We start from the raw sequence: 19645 nt of genomic DNA, 5'->3' as shown, positions 1-19645 counted from the left end.
ATGAAATATCTGATTATTGGTTTGGGACATTATGGAGGCCTCCTGGCTGAAGAGCTGACTGCATTGGGGCATGAGGTGGTAGGAGTGGATAAGGACGAGCTGCATGTTGACCGGGTGAAGGACAAGATGGCGACTTCGTTTGTGCTTGACGCGACGGATGATCTGGCACTTTCTGTGCTTCCTGTAAAAAACGTAGACCTCGTGATTGTAGCCATCGGAGATAACTTTGGAGCTTCCGTGCGCATTGTTTCTTTGCTGAAGAAGAACAAGGCGAAGCATATTTTTGCCCGCGCCGTAGACGATGTGCACCGTGCCGTGCTCGAAGCCTTTTCTATTGACCGGATTCTGACCCCGGAACAGGATGCCGCCCGCGAGCTGGCACAGTCGCTCGACTTGAGTTCTGAGGTAGAATCGTTTCAAGTGGACGAAAGCAATTATGTGTTCAAGTTCCGCCTTCCGAAGAAGCTTGAAGGCTATCATGCCAACGACCTGAATCTTGAAACGGAGTTCGGGCTGAAAATCATTTCACTGGTCCGGGGCAACGTGGCTTTGAATTGCCTCGGCATTTCTGTCGTGGAGCGGAATGTTGCCAACGAGTTCCCGGAAGACTATGAGTTGTCTTTGAACGATATGCTGGTATGTTACGGGCCTTATTCCCGCTTCACCCAGTTCTGGAAATCCGTCCGGTAAGCGGAAGCTGCCTACCGGATGTTCCTTCTGTTCAGTGCCTGCTGGTATCGGCGGGCATTGGCCTGATGCTGTGCGAGCGTATGCGCAAAATTGTGTGTGCCGGAGAAATCCTCCTTTGCGCACATATACAGGTAATCGTGATGCGCATAGTTCAGCACGCTTTCGATGGCATGGATAGATGCTATGCGGATTGGTCCGGGCGGAAGCCCTTGTATTTTATAGGTATTGTACGGGCTGTCCGTTTCCAGATGCTTGTGCAGGATGCGTCGAAGCCCGAAGTCTTGCAAAGCGAACTTTACGGTAGGGTCGGCCTGGAGAGGCATTCCGATGCGCAGCCGGTTCAGATAGAGTCCTGCCACCACGGGCATTTCGCTTTTGTTTGCCGTTTCTTCTTCAACGATTGATGCCAGCGTGCACACTTCAACGGGCGTAAGTCCGGCTGCCTCGGCCTTGTCTTTCCGCTGTCTGTTCCAAAAGCGGGCGTATTCTTTTTTCATGCGTTTCACAAAGTCTTCCGCCGTCATGTCCCAGTACACTTCGTAAGTGTTGGGCAGGAAAAATGCCGGAAGCGTTTCTTTGCTGTATCCGAGCGATGCGCAATAGGCGCTGTCATTCAGCAGCGATGCGATCCGGGCGGAATCGGCCATGATTTGCCTGCCTACCGTTGCCGCCATTCTTCCGATGGTCCGCACGCCTGGAACCACCAGCCTGACGGGGGTCTGGTGTCCGTTGTTCAGCTTGCGGAAAAGCTGGAGTGTGGTTTCTTCGGCTGAAAGCCTGTATGCTCCCGTGTGTATGTGGCTTTTATAGTCCTTGACGGAAGCCAGCAGCTTGAATCCGGTGAGCCTCCTTGCGCTGAACTGTTCTTCCAGCTTTGTGCAAACGGAGTCTTCCGTGTCGTCTTCGTCAATGTACAGCAGAGATCCGGAGCCTCTTTGGATGGGATGATTCATCAGCATACTGAGCGGAACGGCTGCGCACAGAGCTACCAGCAGTGCAGCTGCGCTTATAGCGAATGCGGCTTTTTTTCGGTTCATGTTCATGTTTTGTTTTTGTCCGGACAAAGGTAACAAAAAAAGTGGAATCATGACAGAAAGTTGCAGGTGCCTTGAAGCATTCTCTGTCTTCAGGCTAGGGATGCATATCCCCAGCCTGGAGATGCATATCTTTAGTCTGGAGATGTATATCTCGAGGCTGGAGATACAGAACTTTTTGGGATGAGGCGGAATGTTTTTCCGGGCAGAAAACGTTTGGATTGCCTGTTTCTTGCAAAACGTGTGTTTTTTACAATTAAAATCGGAGGGAGCTTTGTTTTATAAATAAACTTTTTTATTTTTGTGGTGAGATAACGCTTTAATTCATCATCACTTAAAATTTCAAATTATGAAAAATGCACTTCTGGGCATGGCCCTGTGTTTTTCGGCGGCTCTTTCCGCACAGCCGGAAACTACCGTGACCGTTCATACCGAACAGGGAAAACAGATTATACCGAAAGAAATCTACGGGCAGTTTGCCGAACATCTTGGCACCTGCATCTATGGCGGATTGTGGGTGGGGGAGGATTCTCCGATTCCTAACGTCAACGGTTACCGCAAGGATGTGTTCGATGCGATAAAGGAACTGAAAGTGCCCGTGCTGCGCTGGCCGGGAGGCTGCTTTGCCGATGAATATCACTGGATGGACGGAATCGGTCCGCGCGAGAGCCGTCCGCACATGGTGAACAACAACTGGGGAGGAACTGTGGAGGATAACAGTTTCGGAACGCACGAGTTTCTCAATCTCTGTGAAATGCTGGGCTGCGAGCCTTATATCAGCGGCAATGTGGGGAGCGGCACCGTTGAGGAAATGGCGAAATGGGTGGAATATATGACTTCTGAATCGGGAAGCCCGATGGCTGACCTGCGGCGGAAAAACGGGCGCGAAAAGCCGTGGAAGGTGAAGTATTTCGGCGTTGGCAACGAAAGCTGGGGGTGCGGGGGAAGCATGCGTCCCGAATATTATGCCGACCTTTACCGCCGCTATTCCACTTATTGCCGCAACTACAACGGAAACGTGCTGTTTAAAATAGCCAGCGGTGCCAGCGATTACGACTATAACTGGACGGAGGTGCTGATGAAGAATATCGGCCACCGCATGGACGGGGTTTCCTTACATTATTATACGGTGGCGGGATGGACCGGAAGCAAAGGTTCTGCAACCCGCTTTACGGACGACGATTATTATTGGACGCTGGGGAAATGCCGCGAGATTGAAGATGTGCTGAAACGCCACATGGCAATCATGGACAGATATGATCCGAAAAAACAGATCACGCTGATGGTAGACGAGTGGGGGACATGGTGGGATGAAGAGCCGGGTACGGTGCCAGGCCATCTGTTTCAGCAGAATACGATGCGCGATGCTTTCGTGGCTTCGCTGACGCTCGATATTTTTCATAAATATACCGACCGCGTGAAGATGACCAATATCGCCCAGATTGCAAATGTGCTGCATTCCATGATTCTGACTAAGGGCGACAAGATGGTGCTGACTCCCACCTATTATGTCTTTAAGATGTACAACGTGCATCAGGATGCCGTTTATCTGCCTCTTGACTTGCAGTGCGAGCGCAGAATTGTGCGTGACAACCGCATTCTTCCGATGATCAGTGCCACAGCGTCACGCGACAAGGCTGGAAAGATTCATGTGTCTTTGTCGAATGTGGATCTGGAAAACGGACAGGAAGTGACCGTAAAGCTTGACGGCATCAGCGGAAAGTCGGTGAGCGGATGCATTCTCACCTCCGGGCATATCGGCGATTGCAACACGTTCGACAAGCCGGATGCCGTTGCGCTGAAAAGCTTCAATGGAGCAAGGATAACGAAAGAAGGCATTGTGGTGAAGCTCCCGGCCAAATCGATTGTCACTTTAGAAATCAACTGATATGTATGCAGGCCGGACTGGCTCTTTCCGGTTCTGAACGCTGCCCCTTTATCCCGACATGGCGGATTTCTGCCACGCAGGATAAGGGGCATTTGCGTCTGGAGGGCTTTCTGATGGCTTTGTAACAGAAATGTAATACAATGTTACGCTATCTTTAAAAGGTTGAAACATGTTTGTAACATCTATTCCCGACCTTTGCGCCATAAAAACTAAGGTCAGAGAATTAATTGTTTTTCTTATGAATGTAATGAAATTGATAATAATGGGGATGGTCGGATGCCTGCTGTCGGTTCCTGCGCTGGCTGAAAACAATGAGGTGCAGTCCAAGGATGACCAGAAGAAAGGTTCGGCTATAATTACTATCTTTTCGGACTTTCACACGGGTTTCGGAAATGTGAACGATGACAGAGGCTTTGATCTGGACCGTGCCTATATCGGCTATCAGTATAGTCTGCCTCACGGATTGCAGCTGAAGGCGGTGATGGACTTTGGGCAGTCGGATGATGTGGGGGACTATCAGCGCATAGGCTATGTCAAGAATGCAATGATCAGCTGGAAAAGCGGGAAATGGACATTGAATGCCGGCTTGATCAGTACGACTCAGTTCAAGCTTCAGGAAGACTTTTGGGGGAAACGCTATGTGATGAAGTCGTTTCAGGATGAATACAAGTTCGGCAGCAGTGCCGATCTGGCGGTTTCGGCAGCTTATAAGTTTAATGATGTCGTGTCGGCCGATGTGATTCTGACCAACGGGGAAGGCTATAAGAAAGTGCAGGTGAAAGACGGTCTGCAATACGGTGCAGGCGTAACCGTAACACCGGTCAAGGGCTTTGTGATCCGTGCCTACGGTTCGTTCAACGAGGCTCCCGAAGATAACTTGGAGGGCATAACCAACGTGGCCGCATTTATGGGATACAAGAATTCCAGATTTTCCGTGGCTGCCGAATACAACTGGCAGTCGAATGCAAAGAATGTGAAGGACCAGGACCAGAGCGGTGTGTCCGCCTACGCTTCGGTGCAGTTCAACAAAAATATCGGAATGTTCGGACGTTGGGACTATCTCGATTCGAAGCACGACTGGAACAATGCTTCCGACGGTATGGCCGGCATTCTGGGCGCAGAGTTCAAGCTCGGGAAATACATCAAGCTCGCTCCCAATTTCCGCATATGGTCGCCCAAGGCCGACGGAGTGGACAAGTCGGGCTATTTTTATCTGAATGCGTCATTCGCACTTTGATGCATGAAGTGAGATACATGATTGATGACTAACAGTTTCTAATTTTATAAACAAATGAAAAAGTTTTATTTACCTTTAATTGCGGGCGCAATGGCATTGTCATTCGCTGCATGTGGCGGACAGAAAGCCGGTGAATCAGTAGAGTTAAGCGGAGCAGGAGCAACTTTCCCTCTTCCTTTTTACAACATGTCATTCGAAGGCTACGATGTTGCAACCGGAAACAAAGTTTCTTACGGAGGCATCGGCAGCGGCGGTGGCGTGCGTAATCTGAAAGATGAAATCGTTGATTTCGCCGGAAGCGATGCGTTCCTGACAGATGAGGAAATGAAAGATATGAAGCCGGTTGTGCATATCCCGACTTGTATGGGAGCTGTTGTGCTGGCTTACAATTTGCCTGATGTGGTGAAACTGAACCTCTCGGGTGACGTTATTGCTGATATTTATGCAGGCAAGATCACAAAATGGAACGATGCCCGTCTGGTTGAACTGAATCCGGAGGTGAAGCTTCCTGCCAAAGACATTATCGTAGCTTACCGTTCGGACGGCAGCGGCACTACTTTCATCTTTACTGACTATCTGTCGAAGGTGAGTGAAAACTGGAAGAACACTTACGGGGCAGGCAAGACCGTTGACTTTCCTGTAGGCCAGGCAGCCAAAGGCAACCCGGGCGTTGCGGGAATCATCGCTCAGACTCCGTATTCGTTCGGCTACATCGGTTCTGAATATGCTTTTGCTCAGAAGATTCCTTATGCAAGCGTGATGAACAAACGCGGCGAGCTGATCACTCCGTCCACTGAAAGCATTTCTGCCGCTGCCGGCGACATCCCTCAGGATACTCGCTGCTCGATTACTGATGCAGATGCGGAAGGCGCATATCCTATCAGTTGCTTCACCTGGCTGCTGGTATATCAGGAACAGCATTATGGCGACCGCAGCATGAATCAGGCAAAGGCTACTGTAGAGCTGATGCAGTATATGCTGTCTGACAGCGTTCAGCAGAAAACGGCTACGGTACACTATGCTCCGCTGCCTAAGAAAGCAGTAGAACTGAGTCTGCAAAATCTGAAGACCGTTACTTACGACGGACAGCCGATTTTAAAATAAAAAACGTCGTTTATGCAGGATAAAATATTTAAAGTTTTACTGATTTTATCTGCTGTGCTTATACCAATCATCGGTGGGGGAATCATTCTCTCCCTCACCGTTGATGCTTCCGGTGCGTTTGAAGAGTTCGGATTCTGGAAGTTCGTGTTTTCTGATGATTGGGTGACTACGGCAGGTAAAGAAAGCTACGGAGCGCTTCCGTTCATTACGGGTACTTTGCTGACCACTGCCTTGGCATTGATCATGTGTATTCCTTTTTCGCTGCCGGTTGCTTTGTTTACGGGTGAATATTTCAAGGGGCGTAAGATTGCCGCCATTCTGGGAACGGTAATCGACTTGCTGGCCGGCATTCCTTCCATCATTTATGGCTTGTGGGGATTTTATGTGCTTCGCGGGGCATTCATGTATTTGGATCTTTCTCCTCAGGGTTCCGGCATCTTGACAGCATCTTTCGTTCTGGCGATTATGATCGTTCCTTATGCAGCTTCCTTGAGCGCCGAGTTTATCAAGATGGTTCCTGCCGAATTGAAGGAAGGAGCTTATGCAATGGGAGCTACGCGTGCTGAAGTGATCCGCCGGGTGATATTCCCTATGGCCGGTTCCGGTATTTTCTCAGCCTTCATTCTTGCCATTGGCCGCGCATTGGGTGAAACGATGACCGTGACGATGCTTATCGGAAACACCAATCAGATGCCTGATACGCTGCGCACCACAGGTAATACGATGGCCAGTATCATCGCCAATCAGTTTGGTGAAGCTGACGGCTTGAAGCTTTCTTCATTGATTGCCATCGGTCTGCTTTTGTTCTTGATTACGGCTGTAATCAACATTATCGGAAAGATTCTGATTCGCCGTGCCCGCCATGTCTAACTTGTAAATAGAGTGCTATATGGATAAAGTAAAGTTTCGTATATTCAAGAGCCGGCTTCTTTTCATACTGGTTTGTGTGCTGTCGGGGGTGACAGCCATTCCGTTGCTGGCCATTTTAGGTGAAGTGCTCATCAAAGGTTGGAATCAGTTGGGATGGTCGTTCCTCACGGAAGCTACGCCAAACGCATACAAGGCCATGCTTGCCGCTCAGGCTGGTGAGGAAATGCCGGGCGGAATAGCCAACGGCATTATCGGTACTTTTCTGATGCTGCTTTTGGCGGCTGTGGTGGCAATTCCGGTGGGTATCCTTTGCGGTATCTGTCTGTCTGAATACCGGAAAAGCTGGTTTGCGACATTTGTCAGCTATCTGACCGACTTGTTGCAGGGTACTCCCTCTATTATCATAGGTATTATTACATATATTTGGGTTGTTGTGCCGATGAAGGGCTATTCGGCCATTGCGGGTAGCGTGGCACTGTTTATCATGATGCTTCCTTTGATTATCCGTTCTACGGAAGAAACGATGAAAGTGTTGCCCGAAACATTGAAGGAGGCCGGTCTGGCATTGGGAGGAAGCTACTGGCGGGTGATGCTGAAAGTGATGGTTCCTACTGCTCTTGGAAGTATCTTTACCGGTATCTTGCTGGCTATCTCGCGCGTCGTTGGCGAAACGGCCCCGCTGATGTTTACCGCATTGGGCGGTGCGGCCATCAGTTGGAACATGACCAAGCCCATGTCGGCGGTTCCCTTGCTTATCTGGGAATTCTTCAACGACCCGAACCTGCAGAACTTGATTTGGGGAGCATCCCTGTTCCTGCTGGCATTTGTATTATGTTTGAATTTATTAGCTAAACGAATTGCAAAGAAATGGAAAGTATAAAAGACCCGATTCTTCAGATAAAAGATGTATGTATCTCATATACCAGCAGCGTGATGGCTGTAAAGCATGTCAGCGCTGATATCGAGAAAAACTCTATTACAGCCATCATGGGACCGTCCGGATGCGGTAAGAGTACCCTGCTGCGTGCCGTAAACCGTATGCACGAGCTGTATAAGAACATCCGCGTGACAGGCGAAATCCTTCTTAACGGGGAGAATGTGCTCGAGATGGAGCCGATGGTTGAACGTCGCCGTATCGGTATGGTGTTCCAGCGTCCGAATCCGTTCCCGACAATGAACATTTTCGACAATGTGCTTGCCGGATATATCCTGAACGGAATCCGTCTGTCAAAATCCCAGAAAGAAGAAATCGTTGAGCGCAACTTGCGCAACGTGTCCTTGTGGGATGAAGTGAAGGATTCGTTGACAAAGAGAGGAACATTCCTCTCTGGCGGACAGCAGCAGCGCTTGTGCATCGCGCGCTCTTTGGCCTTGCAGCCGGATGTGCTGCTGATGGACGAACCGACTTCGGCTCTCGACCCGATCGCAACCAAGCACATTGAGGACTTGATGGACCAGCTGAAGAAAGAAGTGACAATCCTGATCGTGACTCACAACATGTCGCAGGCCATGCGTATTTCCGACCGTTCCATGTTCATGTTCCTGGGTGAGCTGATCGAATATGATGATACGAAGAAGATGTTTGAAAATCCGTCGGACGAACGTACACGTTCTTATCTGACCGGAAAGATGGGATAACCAGTCTGCACAGCAATATATAAGGGTGTTCTCGGTATGGAAGCCGGAAACACCCTTGTTTGTTTGCGTTGGATCTGGGCCGGTGCCCGTTCAAACCGTTTTCGCTTTCAGCTTGCTTGTGCGCAGGATATTCCAGATATCTTCTTCCGAGCCGGAGAACGGGCCGCTTTTTTCCAGCTTGATGGTAGACATGGCGGCGGCAAAACACCCGGCTTCTTCGCATGAGAAGCCTTTGTTGCGCATGTACAGGTATCCCAGCACGTATGTATCTCCGCATCCGGTAGCGTCTACCACCTCTTTGGGAGGATAAGCCGGAATCTTGTAGAACTTGCCGTTCGCGTAGATGAGCGATCCAAGGCTTCCCAGGGTGAGCAGTATTTCCTTGACTCCCCATTCGGCAAGCTGTCTGGCCGCCTTCTTCGGGTCTTTGTGTCCGGTCAGCACTTCCGCCTCCTGTTCGTTGACTTTCAGGATATCGATGTATTTCAGCGCCTCCCTTTTTTCTTTCCAGTCGGTCGGATACACATGCTCGCCCTTCACTTCGCGCAGATAACCTTGCGCATCCACGGCGAGAATGCCTTTTTGCGCGAGCAGCTTCACCACTTCCAGCGGAAAGTCATCTGCCAGCAGGCTTCCGAGATGGAAGAATCGGGCCTCCTCGTGTTTCAGTTCGTCGGCGGTGAACGGATCGGCTTTTGCAAGCACACGCTGCGTCCGTTCGTCCTGATTTTCTCCGTAGGTATTCTCGAAAAAGACCGTATGTTTGCTTGGCAGCACTTCCACCTGTATGCCCTTCTTTCTCATCTCCTCCACGGTGTTGTATTCGCTGGGAGCCAGTGCCGTTACGAGCTTGTAGTTTTTAGAGTCTTTAAGATGCTGTATGCCGTATGAAAAATAATAGGACGTGCCTCCCGGCATGTAAGTCGTTTTTCGTGGCGTGACAATTTTGTCTAATGTCAGATGCCCGATGCAGCAGATGTCGTTCATGAGCTATTAATTCTGTTTTTGCCCGCAAAGGTACGTATATTTTTAGTGTTTTGTAAGTCCGTAAATGGCATTTTCTTCTGTTTTTATAGCTAATTTTTACTTATTAACCTATAAAATAACGGCAGAAATGGCTTTTTAAAGAAACAAATCTGTAACTTTGGGCGGTTTGTTCCGAAAGTTTCGGGGCGGACTGCCTGAATTTTTGTCAGAAATTTGGGAAAACATAGGTAACAGAAGTGTTTTATTTAAAAATAAAAAAGGAATGGAAAAAATGAATGTAAAACCGGCTGAAGGCAAACTGGGAGTTTTGTGTGTGGGGCTTGGAGCTGTGGCTACCACGTTTATGACCGGTGTGCTGATGGTCCGTAAAGGGCTTGCCAAACCTGTAGGATCCATGACTCAGTACGACAAGATTCGTGTGGGGCGTGGTGCTGAAAAGAAGTATCTTCATTACAATGAGATTGTTCCGATGGCTGAATTGAGCGACATCGTATTCGGAGCGTGGGATGTATATCCTGCCAACGCTTATGAGTCTGCAATCAATTGCGAGGTACTGAAGGAGAAAGATATTAATCCGGTCAAGGATGAGCTGGAAAAGATTGTTCCCATGAAGGCCGCTTTCGACCATAACTATGCGAAGCGTCTGGACGGAAACAATGTGAAAGACTGTGCTACGCGCTGGGACATGGTGGAACAGCTGCGTGAAGATATCCGCCGTTTCAAGGCTGAAAACGGGTGCAGCCGTATCGTGGTGCTGTGGGCTGCGTCGACTGAAATCTATGTGCCGGTATGCGAAGAAGTGCACGGAACATTGGAAGCCTTGGAAAAGGCGATGAAGGCAGACGACCGCGAGCATATCGCTCCTTCCATGTGCTATGCGTATGCGGCCTTGTCGGAAGGCGCGCCTTTCATCATGGGTGCTCCGAACACCACCGTAGACATTCCTGCGATGTGGGAAATGGCCGAAAAGACCAAGATGCCTATTGCAGGAAAAGACTTCAAGACGGGACAGACGTTGGTGAAGTCTGGTTTTGCTCCGATTATCGGCACACGTTGCCTGGGACTTTCCGGATGGTTCTCTACCAACATCCTCGGCAACCGCGACGGACTGGTGCTCGACGAACCGGCAAACTTCCATACAAAGGAGGTGAGCAAGCTTTCGACGCTGGAGTCGATTCTTGTTCCGGAAAACCAGCCCGATCTGTATACCGACTATTATCATAAGGTAAGAATCAACTATTATCCTCCCCGCAACGACAACAAGGAGGGGTGGGACAACATTGATATTTTCGGCTGGATGGGCTATCCGATGCAGATAAAAATCAATTTCCTGTGCCGCGACTCCATCCTTGCCGCTCCGCTGTGTCTTGACCTGGTGCTGCTGAGCGACTTGGCTGCACGTGCCGGACGCTACGGTATCCAGCGTTTCCTGAGCTTCTTCCTGAAGAGTCCGATGCATGACTATACACAGAACGAAGTGCCTGTGAATCATCTCTTCCAGCAGTATGTGATGCTGAAGAACGCGCTGCGTGAGATGGGCGGTTATGAGGCTGATGAAGAAATAGACTGATCGGTTGCGGACCGCAAGATATAGGCTCTCCCCGCCGGGTTTCATTTCCCGGCGGGGGGAGCCTTGTTTTGGCGGCATTCAATTATTATTGCTGGAGGCGGGAAGTTTTTTTCGGATAAATCGTATCTTTGTCTTCTGAAGACACAAATTAAAAACTTATCGTTATGAAGACCTTATCCAATTCTCATCTCACAATCCGGGTTTCTCCGCACGGCGCTGAACTTTGCAGCATCATGCGAGGCGGAAAAGAATATTTGTGGCAGGCCGATCCAGCTTTCTGGAAACGGCATTCGCCTGTGCTGTTCCCCATTGTGGGCAGCGTGTGGAACAATACTTATTATGTCAATGACAAGCCTTTCGGACTTTCCCAGCACGGGTTTGCCCGCGACATGGATTTCGAGCCGGTGCTTGAAACGGCGGATGAAGTCAGGTTTCGTCTTGCCAGTAATGGGGAAACGCTGGCAAAGTATCCTTTCCCGTTTGTCCTTGAAATAGGATACAGGCTCGAAGGCAATGCGGTGAGAGTGATGTGGCAGGTCACCAATCCGTCTGACGAAGAAATCCATTTCCAGATAGGAGCCCATCCGGCGTTTTATTATCCCGCTTTCAATCCGGCAGAAAGCCGGAGAGGATTCTTCGGATTCGGCGGCAAGCGCAGGCTCGAATACCTGCTTATAGTCGAAAAAGGATGCGTGGACATCGAGAAGAGGAATCATCTGGAGCTTGGCGGAGAGGGACTTCTTCCGATTGACACTCATACGTTTGATCATGACGCACTGATCATTGAAGACGATCAGGTAAAGGAGGTTACGCTTTACGACCTTGAAAAGCGCCCTTACATCACTTTGCGCTTCGATGCCCCCGTGGTGGGGCTGTGGTCGCCTCCCGGAAAAAACGCGCCCTTTGTCTGCATCGAACCCTGGTACGGCCGTTGCGACCGCATGTGTTATGTCAGTGAGTTTAAGGATAAAGACTGGATGCAGCATCTCCAGGCTCACGGCGTATTCCGCGCGGAGTATCTGATTGAAGTGAGGTAAAAACCGGAATATATCCTGTTGTCTTTATCTCTTCACTGGAGTGATACGATCTCCTCACTGCAACGATACGATGTCTTCACTCCAGTGATACGATCTCCTCACTCTAGTGAAGAGATCGGGATGATGCGCTGTCACAGGGCTGACGCATTACTAAAGTCATTGATATTCAGAGTATCTGATATTTAGAGATATACTAAAGCCAGATAAAAAGGCTGTTTTTTACCTATAAAATCAGTATATGCTGAATAATAAGTACTTAATAATCAATATTCTTTTTAATGCGTCAGCCCTGATGCGCTGTCTGCTGCGTTGTCCCGGCTCTTGTGTGTGGATTTCCTTTGCCTTTCGGTCTGCCTTGCAGCGGGAAAGAAGTTTTCCGGTTGGGTTTTCCGTGCAGCCCGTTGTACGGTTTTTTATCCTATTATTCATAAAAAAAGGTAAGAATATCTGTTTTAGGACATGTAAATTTGTGAAAGACCTTTTTGCTATGTAATTTTACACGCTATTTGTAAAATGACAGATAAGGTCTTGTTTTTTAATATGGTAAAAAGATTTGCATTGTTCGTGACTTTGTGTGTGGCGATTGTAAGGTTGTCGGCTCAGACAATCACGGGGGTCGTGACTGATGCTGATTCGGGCGAGCCGTTGCCTTACCTGAACGTATATTATGAAGGAAAGAACGTAGGTACCGTTACAGATACGGACGGAAAATATTCGATAGCTCTTCGTCCGGAATGGAAAGTTCTGACATTCTCGATGGTGGGCTATTCGTCGCAGAAGCTGAAGGTGACTTCTTCAACGAGGAAACTGAACGTGAAGATGAAAGCCGACCTTGTGCTCGATGAAGTGATTGTCAAGCCGAAAAAGGAAAAGTATTCGCGGAAGAACAACCCGGCGGTGGAGATGATGAAGAAGGTGATCAAGGCAAAGAAACTGTATGATCTGGGAGCGAACGACTATTATCATTATACGAAGTACCAGAAGATTACCTTCTCGATGAACGACATTACGGCAGACTCGCTGAAAGAGTCGAACTTCTTCAAGAAGTACCCGTTTTTCCGCGAGCAGGTTGAGGTTTGTGATGTGACCGGAAAAAACATCCTCCCTTTGTCGATGGATGAAACGGTGTCGGAAAAGGTGTACCGCAAGGAGCCGCACAGCGAAAAGACAATCATCAAAGGGATGAACTCGTCGGGAATCAACGAGCTTTTCAATACGGGTGATATCCTTACGACGATTCTGAAGGATGTGTTTCAGGACATAAACATCTATCAGGACCGGTTCCGCTTCCTGCAGTATCCTTTCGACAGCCCGATTTCGAATGCGGGTATCAATTTCTACAAGTACTATATCATGGACACGCTGGAAGTTGACAAGGAAAAGTGCTTCCGGCTGACGTTCGTGCCGAACAACTCGCAGGACTTCGGGTTTACGGGCGAGCTGTATATCCTTGCGGATTCAACCTTCCGCGTGCATAAGTGCCGGCTCAAGCTGCCCAAGAAGTCTGACATCAACTTTGTGGACAACATGATCATCGACCAGAAGTTCGGCGCGCTGCCTTCGGGCGAGTGGGTGCTGAAGGAAGACGACATGCTGTGCGAGCTGTCATACTTGCGGAAGATTCTGGGTTCGTTCCAGGTGCGCAGGACCACGCGGTATTCTGACTTCGGCTTTGAAGAGATTCCCGACCGGATATTCAAGAAGAAGGGCGATGAGATAAAGGATGTCAATGCCATGATGAGGGACGAGAGCTTCTGGAAGGATTACCGGCCGGAGCAGCTGACCAAGTCGGAAGACAACATGAGCAATTTTGTGGAGAATCTTTCCCAGATCAGAGGGTTCAAGTACATCATGTTCGTGCTCAGGGCCTTTATCGAAAACTTTGTGGAAACCGGTGTCAAGGGACGTCCCAGCAAAGTGGACATCGGGCCCATCAACACGATGATTTCGAGCAACTACATCGACGGGCTGCGCTTGAGAGGCTCTCTGCAGACCACCGCCAATCTGAATCCGCACTGGTTCTTCAGAGGATATTATGCCTACGGATTCAAAGACAGAAAGTCGAAATACAAGGGAGAGGTGGAGTATGCCTTTGACAAGAAAGAGTATCTGCCGCGCGAATATCCGATCAACTCGCTGACCCTGTCGTATTCATACGACAACATGCTGCCCACCGACAAGTTCATGGGTACGGACAAGGACAACGTGTTCACTTCGCTGAAGGTGACCGATGTCGACCAGTACAATTACGAGCGGACGGCAAGCGTCAAGTATGAGCTTGAACGGGAATCCGGACTGAAGACCACCATCCTGCTCCGCCATACCAATCTGGAACCTTGCGGAAAGCTGTTCTATCGCACGATGGAAGGCGAGAGCCGGCTGCAGCAGGACATAGCCTCAGGCGCATTGAGCGGTACCGAATGGGTGCGTTCGCCTTATAACACGCACGACTTCTCGGTGGCTGAGGCTTCGGTTGCTCTCCGCTATGCTCCCGGTGAAACGTTCATCAACACAAAACAGCGCCGTCTGCCGATCAATCTCGACGCTCCGGTGTTCACGCTCCAGCATACGCTGGGACTGAAAGGCGTGTTGGGAAGCGACTATACCTATAATATGAGTGAAGTCACCTTCTACAAACGCTGGTGGCTGAGTTCGTGGGGAAACATCGATACTTCTCTCAAGGGAGGAATCCAGTGGAACAAGGTTCCTTTCCCGCTGCTGATCATGCCTGCCGCCAATCTTTCGTACATCATCCAGGACGAAACATTCAGCCTGATCAACAACATGGAGTTCCTGAACGACCGTTACGCTTCGCTCGACGTGTCGTGGAACATGCAGGGAAAGATTTTCAACCGCATTCCGCTGCTGAAGAAACTGAAGTGGCGCGAATTTATCAGCGTGAAGTGTCTGTGGGGCAAGCTTACGGACAAGAACAATCCGTTTCTTCCGCAGAATGCGAACGACCCGACCTTGATGATGTTCCCCGGCCATTACGATGCGGCCGGCAACTTCCATACGTCGAGCTATGTGATGGATCCCAAGAAGCCGTATGTGGAGGTCAGCGCAGGAATCCACAACATCTTCAAGCTGCTCCACGTGGAGTATGTCCGCCGTCTGAACTATAATGAACTGCCTACGGCAAGCAAGTGGGGCATCCGCTTCATGATCCGGACGGTGTTCTGAGAATATTCTTTTTTCTGACAAAATTACTTGTTTATATAAAGTTTTTGTAATTTTGTCATATAATCCGAGGAAACTTATGGTGAAGACAGAAATACAGAGCGTGAAGTTGCGGTTCGGCATCATCGGCAATACCGAGGGACTGAACCGCGCGATAGATATAGCCATGCAGGTGGCTCCTACCGACCTTTCCGTATTGGTGACGGGAGAGAGCGGTGTTGGTAAGGAAAGTTTTCCGCAAATCATCCACCAATTCAGCCGCAGGAAGCACGGGCCTTACATTGCCGTCAACTGCGGAGCGATTCCTGAAGGTACCATTGATTCGGAACTTTTCGGCCATGAGAAGGGAGCGTTTACAGGCGCAATCAGCGACCGGAACGGTTATTTTGCCGAGGCTAACGGAGGTACAATCTTTCTGGATGAGGTGGGAGAGCTTCCGTTGTCTACCCAGGCGCGCTTGCTCCGAGTGCTTGAAACCGGCGAATATATAAAGGTAGGTTCTTCGAAAGTGCAGAAAACCGATGTGCGCATCGTGGCGGCCACGAACGTGAGTTTTGCCGATGCCATCGCCGAAGGCCGTTTCCGTGAAGACCTGTACTACCGTTTGAATACGGTGCCCATTAAAGTGCCGCCCTTGCGCGAGCGTCCCGATGACATTGTTCTCCTGTTCCGCAAATTTGCTTCAGACTTTGCCGAGAAATACCGTATGCCGGCCATTCAGCTTACAGAGGATGCCAAGCGTGTGCTCGTGTCGTATTCGTGGCCGGGCAATATCCGCCAGCTGAAGAATATCACCGAACAGATTTCTATCATCGAAACGAACCGTGACATCAGTGCGGAGATTCTGAAGAATTATCTTCCGGCACAGCCGGAATCGCAGCTGCCTGCATTGTTGGGGATGAAGCCGGGTGAGAAGAAGTTTGAAAGCGAGCGCGAAATCCTTTATCAAGTGCTCTTTGATATGCGGCGTGACGTGACGGAACTGAAGAAGCTGGTTCACGGAATACTTGCCGAACGTAACGGAGGGGCTTCCGCAGCTTCTCCGGAGGTGCAGAGTGCGGTGCATTATTTGCAGAATCCGCCAGTGAATGTCATTCAGGATCCGTCGATTGTGGTGAATGCGCCTTCTGTGACTCCGGTCAGCACCATTACTCCGGCGGATGCGCCTCAAGTGAAGCTGGCTCATCCGGCTGTAAAGGTGACTCCGGTCATGATGCCTGAAGTGCAGGATACGGAAGAGTATGTGGAAGAGAATCTTTCGCTTGACGAGGTGGAAAAGGAAATGATCCGCAAGGCTCTTGAAAGGCATCACGGGAAAAGGAAAAACGCGGCAAACGATCTCAAGATATCAGAACGTACACTTTATAGAAAGATAAAAGAATATGGGCTTGATTAACAGAATAAAGAAAAAAACAGTGGTCTGCTTTTCGGCTGCCGTGCTCTGTGTGCTGACGGCGTGCACCATCTCTTATAAATTCAACGGTTCGTCCATCAACTATGACAAGGTAAAGACCATTTCGTTCGATAATTTTCCCAACCGTTCAGCTGCTTTCGTGTGGGGTCCGATGGAGTCAATGTTCAATACGGCCTTGCAGGACAAGTACATGCAGCAGACAAGACTGCGGCAGGTGCGACAGAACGGTGACCTGCAGCTCTCGGGAGAAATTACGAATTACGACGCTTATAATAAAGGCGTAGGGTCTGATGGCTATTCTACGATGGCCGAACTCCGCATGACTGTCAACGTGCGTTTCGTGAACAACTCCAACCATGCGGAGGATATTACCGACCAGCAGTTCTCGGCGAGCCGGGAATACAACTCCAGCCAGCAGCTCTCTTCCGTACAGGAAGAGCTTGTGACGCAGATGATTGATGAAATCGTTGAGCAGATTTTCAATGCAACCGTAGCTAACTGGTGATGCGGACTATGATGTGGCAGCAGCTTATACAGAAATGGATCAGGCATCCCGAGTCGTTGGACGGAGAAAGCCTCAGGCAGTTGAAGGAACTGCTGGATGCTTTTCCTTATTTTCAGACAGCAAGGCTTCTTTATCTGAAGAATCTGTTCTTGTTGGGCGATCCCGGCTTTAAGGAAGAGCTGCAAAAGGGAGCTTTGTTTGTTGCCGACCTGAGCGTACTGTTCTATTTCATTGAGGGAGAGCGTTTCGAGCTGAAGAAGCATTTGCCTGAGGCGGCCGGCGTATCGGAAGCGGAAGGTGACCGGACGCTTGATCTGATCAACCGTTTCTTGTCGGATGCGGAGCAGGCGGGCGATGACGGCCTGCTTCCTTTGCCCGTTGAGTCGAGCGTAGACTATACGTCTGTCTTGCTGGAAGAAGGAGAGGAAGACGGCGGATCCGCATTGCCTTTGCAGGGACATGAGCTTATAGACCGTTTTATAGAAAATGCCGGTTCTGAGGAACTTTTGCCGGATTTGCCTGCCGGGAAGCCGGAAGAATGTGCCGCTGAGGACTCCCTTGCGGGAGATGCTTGCGCAAAAGAGGATGACACAGAGGAGGATGAAAGCTATTTCACCGAAACCTTGGCTAAAATATATGTTAAACAGCAACGGTATGACAAAGCTTTGGAAATTATTAAAAAATTAAATTTGAAATATCGAAAAAAAAATACTTACTTTGCAGACCAAATGAGATTTCTGGAAAAATTGATTATTAACGCTAAATCAAAATAGGAAAATGTATTTATTATTAGTTGTATTATTGGCGCTTGCGGCTGTACTGATGTGCTTTGTCGTATTGGTGCAGAATTCTAAGGGTGGCGGCCTTTCGTCGGCATTTGCCTCTTCAAACCAGATTATGGGTGTGCGCAAGACTACTGATTTCATTGAAAAGCTGACGTGGGGACTGGCTGTTTTCATGGTTGTAGTGAGCGTTGCGGCATCGTATGTGATTCCGTCGCAAACGGGAAATTCTTCTGTAATCATGGACCGCGCGGTGAAAGAACAGACCACTAATCCTTTGAACGCTCCTGCAGGCTTTGCTGCTCCTCAGAGCAATGACGGAGCTGCTGCGACAACTCCGGCACCTGCCGCAAATGATTCTGCCGCGAAGAAATAACTATTGATCAAAACAGCAGTTGGTTTCAGATATGCTTGAAATCATAAGATAAACAGACAACGGACCTTGTATTTCTCTGGAAAGATGCATTCAAGGTCCGTTGTTTTTATATTTACTCGGTCAACTATGGAAACGCAGTCAAAAAAACGCATCCTGGCAGTCGACGCTTTGCGCGGATTTGCCGTAATGGGGATAATACTTTTGCATAATATCGAGCATTTCAACTATTATTCTTTTCCGGAGGCTCCGTCGCCTTTCATGAAATCGCTCGACACTTCTCTGTGGAATTTTCTGTTCTTTTCGTTCTCCGGAAAGGCGTATGCCATCTTTGCTTTGCTGTTTGGCTTCACTTTTTATTTGCAGAGCCACAGTGCGGCAAAGAGGGGCGAAGATTTCAAGAACCGCTACATGTGGAGGCTGCTTCTGCTGCTGGGCTTCGGCTTCATCAATTCGCTGTTTTTCCCCGGAGAGATATTGGTGCTGTATGCAATATTGGGCTTCATCCTCGTGCCTGTCCGCCATTGGACAAACAGAAGCCTGCTTGTGCTGGCCATAATTCTCATGCTCCAGCCTTTGGACTGGATAAAAGTTTTTATGGGGCTGTCTGATCCGTCTTATGCTCCCGAACAGATGATTTATTCTTTGGGTGACGTTTATCCTCAGTTGGGCGGGGACTCGTTTTGGGAGATGATCAAGGCGAATTTCGTTGCCGGACAATTGGCGAGCCTGAACTGGGCATGGTGTTACGGACGTGTATTCCAGACTTGCTCTTTGTTCATTCTGGGCATGCTGCTGGGCCGTCTGGGGTATTTCAGGTTTGCAACGGACGACGAGCAGAAGCGTTCGGCCCGTTTCTGGATCCGGATGCTCTGCGTTTCGCTTCCTCTGGCTGTGGTGTTGTATTACTTCAAAGAGCTTGTATTTGCCTGCGTTGACCAGAAGCTGGTGCTGGAGAGCCTGAAAACCATCTTGAACTCATGGTACAATCTGTTTTTCATGTTTTCGATGGTGGCGGCTTTTCTGTTGCTCTATTGGGTCAATGAGGGCAGAATCCAGCGCATCCTTGCTCCTTACGGACAAATGAGTCTGACCGACTATATCACCCAGTCCGTAATCGGCAGTTTTTTGTACTATGGATACGGACTTGAACTGCATAAAGTGTGCGGCACGACTTACAGCCTGCTGATCGGTATCTGCTTCTTGATTCTGCAGGTGATATTCGCTCACTGGTGGTTCCGTCATTTCAAGCGCGGGCCGTTGGAAACCGTTTGGCACAAGCTTACCTGGCTTGGGAGCGGCAGATAGTCTTCGGTCTGCGTATCCCGCATAAAAT

At 49.3% G+C, this 19645-nt stretch carries 17 protein-coding genes; 15 read left to right on the top strand and 2 right to left on the bottom strand.

Features of this window, described 5'->3' with window-relative positions; all coding sequences use genetic code 11:
• Window positions 1–690 carry a potassium channel family protein gene (locus QUW60_RS01975; RefSeq protein WP_258338484.1) on the top strand — a complete coding sequence of 230 codons (690 nt, stop codon included), beginning with the start codon at window positions 1–3 and terminating at the stop codon, window positions 688–690.
• An 11-nt stretch (window positions 691–701) separates the two neighbouring features.
• Here the strand turns inward: QUW60_RS01975 and mltG are convergent, their stop codons facing one another.
• On the bottom strand, window positions 702–1733 hold the full coding sequence (gene mltG / locus QUW60_RS01970) for an endolytic transglycosylase MltG (protein ID WP_289558251.1): 1032 nt from the start codon (window positions 1731–1733) through the stop codon (window positions 702–704).
• Between the two features lie 340 nt (window positions 1734–2073).
• Here mltG and QUW60_RS01965 point away from each other — a divergent pair, with 340 nt between their 5' ends.
• The 6 genes from QUW60_RS01965 to pstB all read left to right on the top strand — a co-directional run bounded on the left by QUW60_RS01965 (window position 2074) and on the right by pstB (window position 8461).
• Window positions 2074–3612, top strand: coding sequence for an alpha-N-arabinofuranosidase (locus QUW60_RS01965; protein WP_289558250.1), 1539 nt, complete (start codon window positions 2074–2076; stop codon window positions 3610–3612).
• Window positions 3613–3850: 238 nt separating this feature from the next.
• Window positions 3851–4849, top strand: a complete 999-nt coding sequence (locus tag QUW60_RS01960) for a hypothetical protein (protein ID WP_289558249.1) — start codon at window positions 3851–3853, stop codon at window positions 4847–4849.
• 90 nt (window positions 4850–4939) lie between these two features.
• Window positions 4940–5953, top strand: coding sequence for a phosphate ABC transporter substrate-binding protein PstS (pstS, locus tag QUW60_RS01955; RefSeq protein WP_434736774.1), 1014 nt, complete (start codon window positions 4940–4942; stop codon window positions 5951–5953).
• Between the two features lie 12 nt (window positions 5954–5965).
• Window positions 5966–6823 carry a phosphate ABC transporter permease subunit PstC gene (gene pstC / locus QUW60_RS01950; protein WP_258338489.1) on the top strand — a complete coding sequence of 286 codons (858 nt, stop codon included), beginning with the start codon at window positions 5966–5968 and terminating at the stop codon, window positions 6821–6823.
• 19 nt (window positions 6824–6842) lie between these two features.
• Window positions 6843–7703, top strand: a complete 861-nt coding sequence (gene pstA, locus QUW60_RS01945; protein ID WP_258338490.1) for a phosphate ABC transporter permease PstA — start codon at window positions 6843–6845, stop codon at window positions 7701–7703.
• Window positions 7691–8461: a phosphate ABC transporter ATP-binding protein PstB gene (gene pstB / locus QUW60_RS01940; protein WP_258338491.1), complete on the top strand. Its 771-nt coding sequence runs from the start codon at window positions 7691–7693 to the stop codon at window positions 8459–8461. Before pstA ends, pstB begins: the two co-directional genes overlap by 13 nt.
• Window positions 8462–8551: 90 nt before the next feature.
• Here pstB and QUW60_RS01935 read toward each other — a convergent pair whose 3' ends face one another.
• Complete coding sequence (locus QUW60_RS01935; RefSeq protein WP_258338492.1) at window positions 8552–9448, bottom strand: PfkB family carbohydrate kinase; 897 nt, start codon at window positions 9446–9448, stop codon at window positions 8552–8554.
• 262 nt (window positions 9449–9710) lie between these two features.
• Between QUW60_RS01935 and QUW60_RS01930 the strand changes: the two genes are divergently transcribed.
• From QUW60_RS01930 to QUW60_RS01895, 8 genes are all read left to right on the top strand, one after another.
• Complete coding sequence (locus QUW60_RS01930; RefSeq protein WP_258338493.1) at window positions 9711–11018, top strand: inositol-3-phosphate synthase; 1308 nt, start codon at window positions 9711–9713, stop codon at window positions 11016–11018.
• 164 nt (window positions 11019–11182) lie between these two features.
• A complete protein-coding gene (locus tag QUW60_RS01925; protein WP_289558248.1) occupies window positions 11183–12055 on the top strand; it encodes an aldose 1-epimerase family protein in 873 nt (290 codons plus the stop codon).
• Between the two features lie 540 nt (window positions 12056–12595).
• Complete coding sequence (locus tag QUW60_RS01920) at window positions 12596–15238, top strand: DUF5686 and carboxypeptidase-like regulatory domain-containing protein (RefSeq protein ID WP_289558247.1); 2643 nt, start codon at window positions 12596–12598, stop codon at window positions 15236–15238.
• Window positions 15239–15314: 76 nt separating this feature from the next.
• Complete coding sequence (locus QUW60_RS01915) at window positions 15315–16631, top strand: sigma-54 interaction domain-containing protein (protein WP_289558246.1); 1317 nt, start codon at window positions 15315–15317, stop codon at window positions 16629–16631.
• Window positions 16618–17154: an LPS assembly lipoprotein LptE gene (lptE, locus tag QUW60_RS01910; RefSeq protein WP_258339409.1), complete on the top strand. Its 537-nt coding sequence runs from the start codon at window positions 16618–16620 to the stop codon at window positions 17152–17154. Before QUW60_RS01915 ends, lptE begins: the two co-directional genes overlap by 14 nt.
• Window positions 17155–17165: 11 nt before the next feature.
• Complete coding sequence (locus QUW60_RS01905; RefSeq protein WP_289558313.1) at window positions 17166–17927, top strand: DUF8458 domain-containing protein; 762 nt, start codon at window positions 17166–17168, stop codon at window positions 17925–17927.
• Between the two features lie 4 nt (window positions 17928–17931).
• Entirely contained in the window at window positions 17932–18312 is a 381-nt protein-coding gene (gene secG, locus QUW60_RS01900) for a preprotein translocase subunit SecG (RefSeq protein WP_258339410.1), read from the top strand.
• 126 nt (window positions 18313–18438) lie between these two features.
• On the top strand, window positions 18439–19617 hold the full coding sequence (locus tag QUW60_RS01895) for a DUF418 domain-containing protein (RefSeq protein WP_289558245.1): 1179 nt from the start codon (window positions 18439–18441) through the stop codon (window positions 19615–19617).
• Window positions 19618–19645: the final 28 nt, after the last annotated feature.

The organism is Bacteroides gallinaceum (assembly GCF_030373775.1).
Taxonomy (GTDB): Bacteria; Bacteroidota; Bacteroidia; order Bacteroidales; family Bacteroidaceae; genus Phocaeicola; species Phocaeicola excrementipullorum.
The sequence above is the reverse complement of the archived record's forward strand: the minus strand, read 5'-3'. Positions and strand labels throughout refer to the sequence as shown.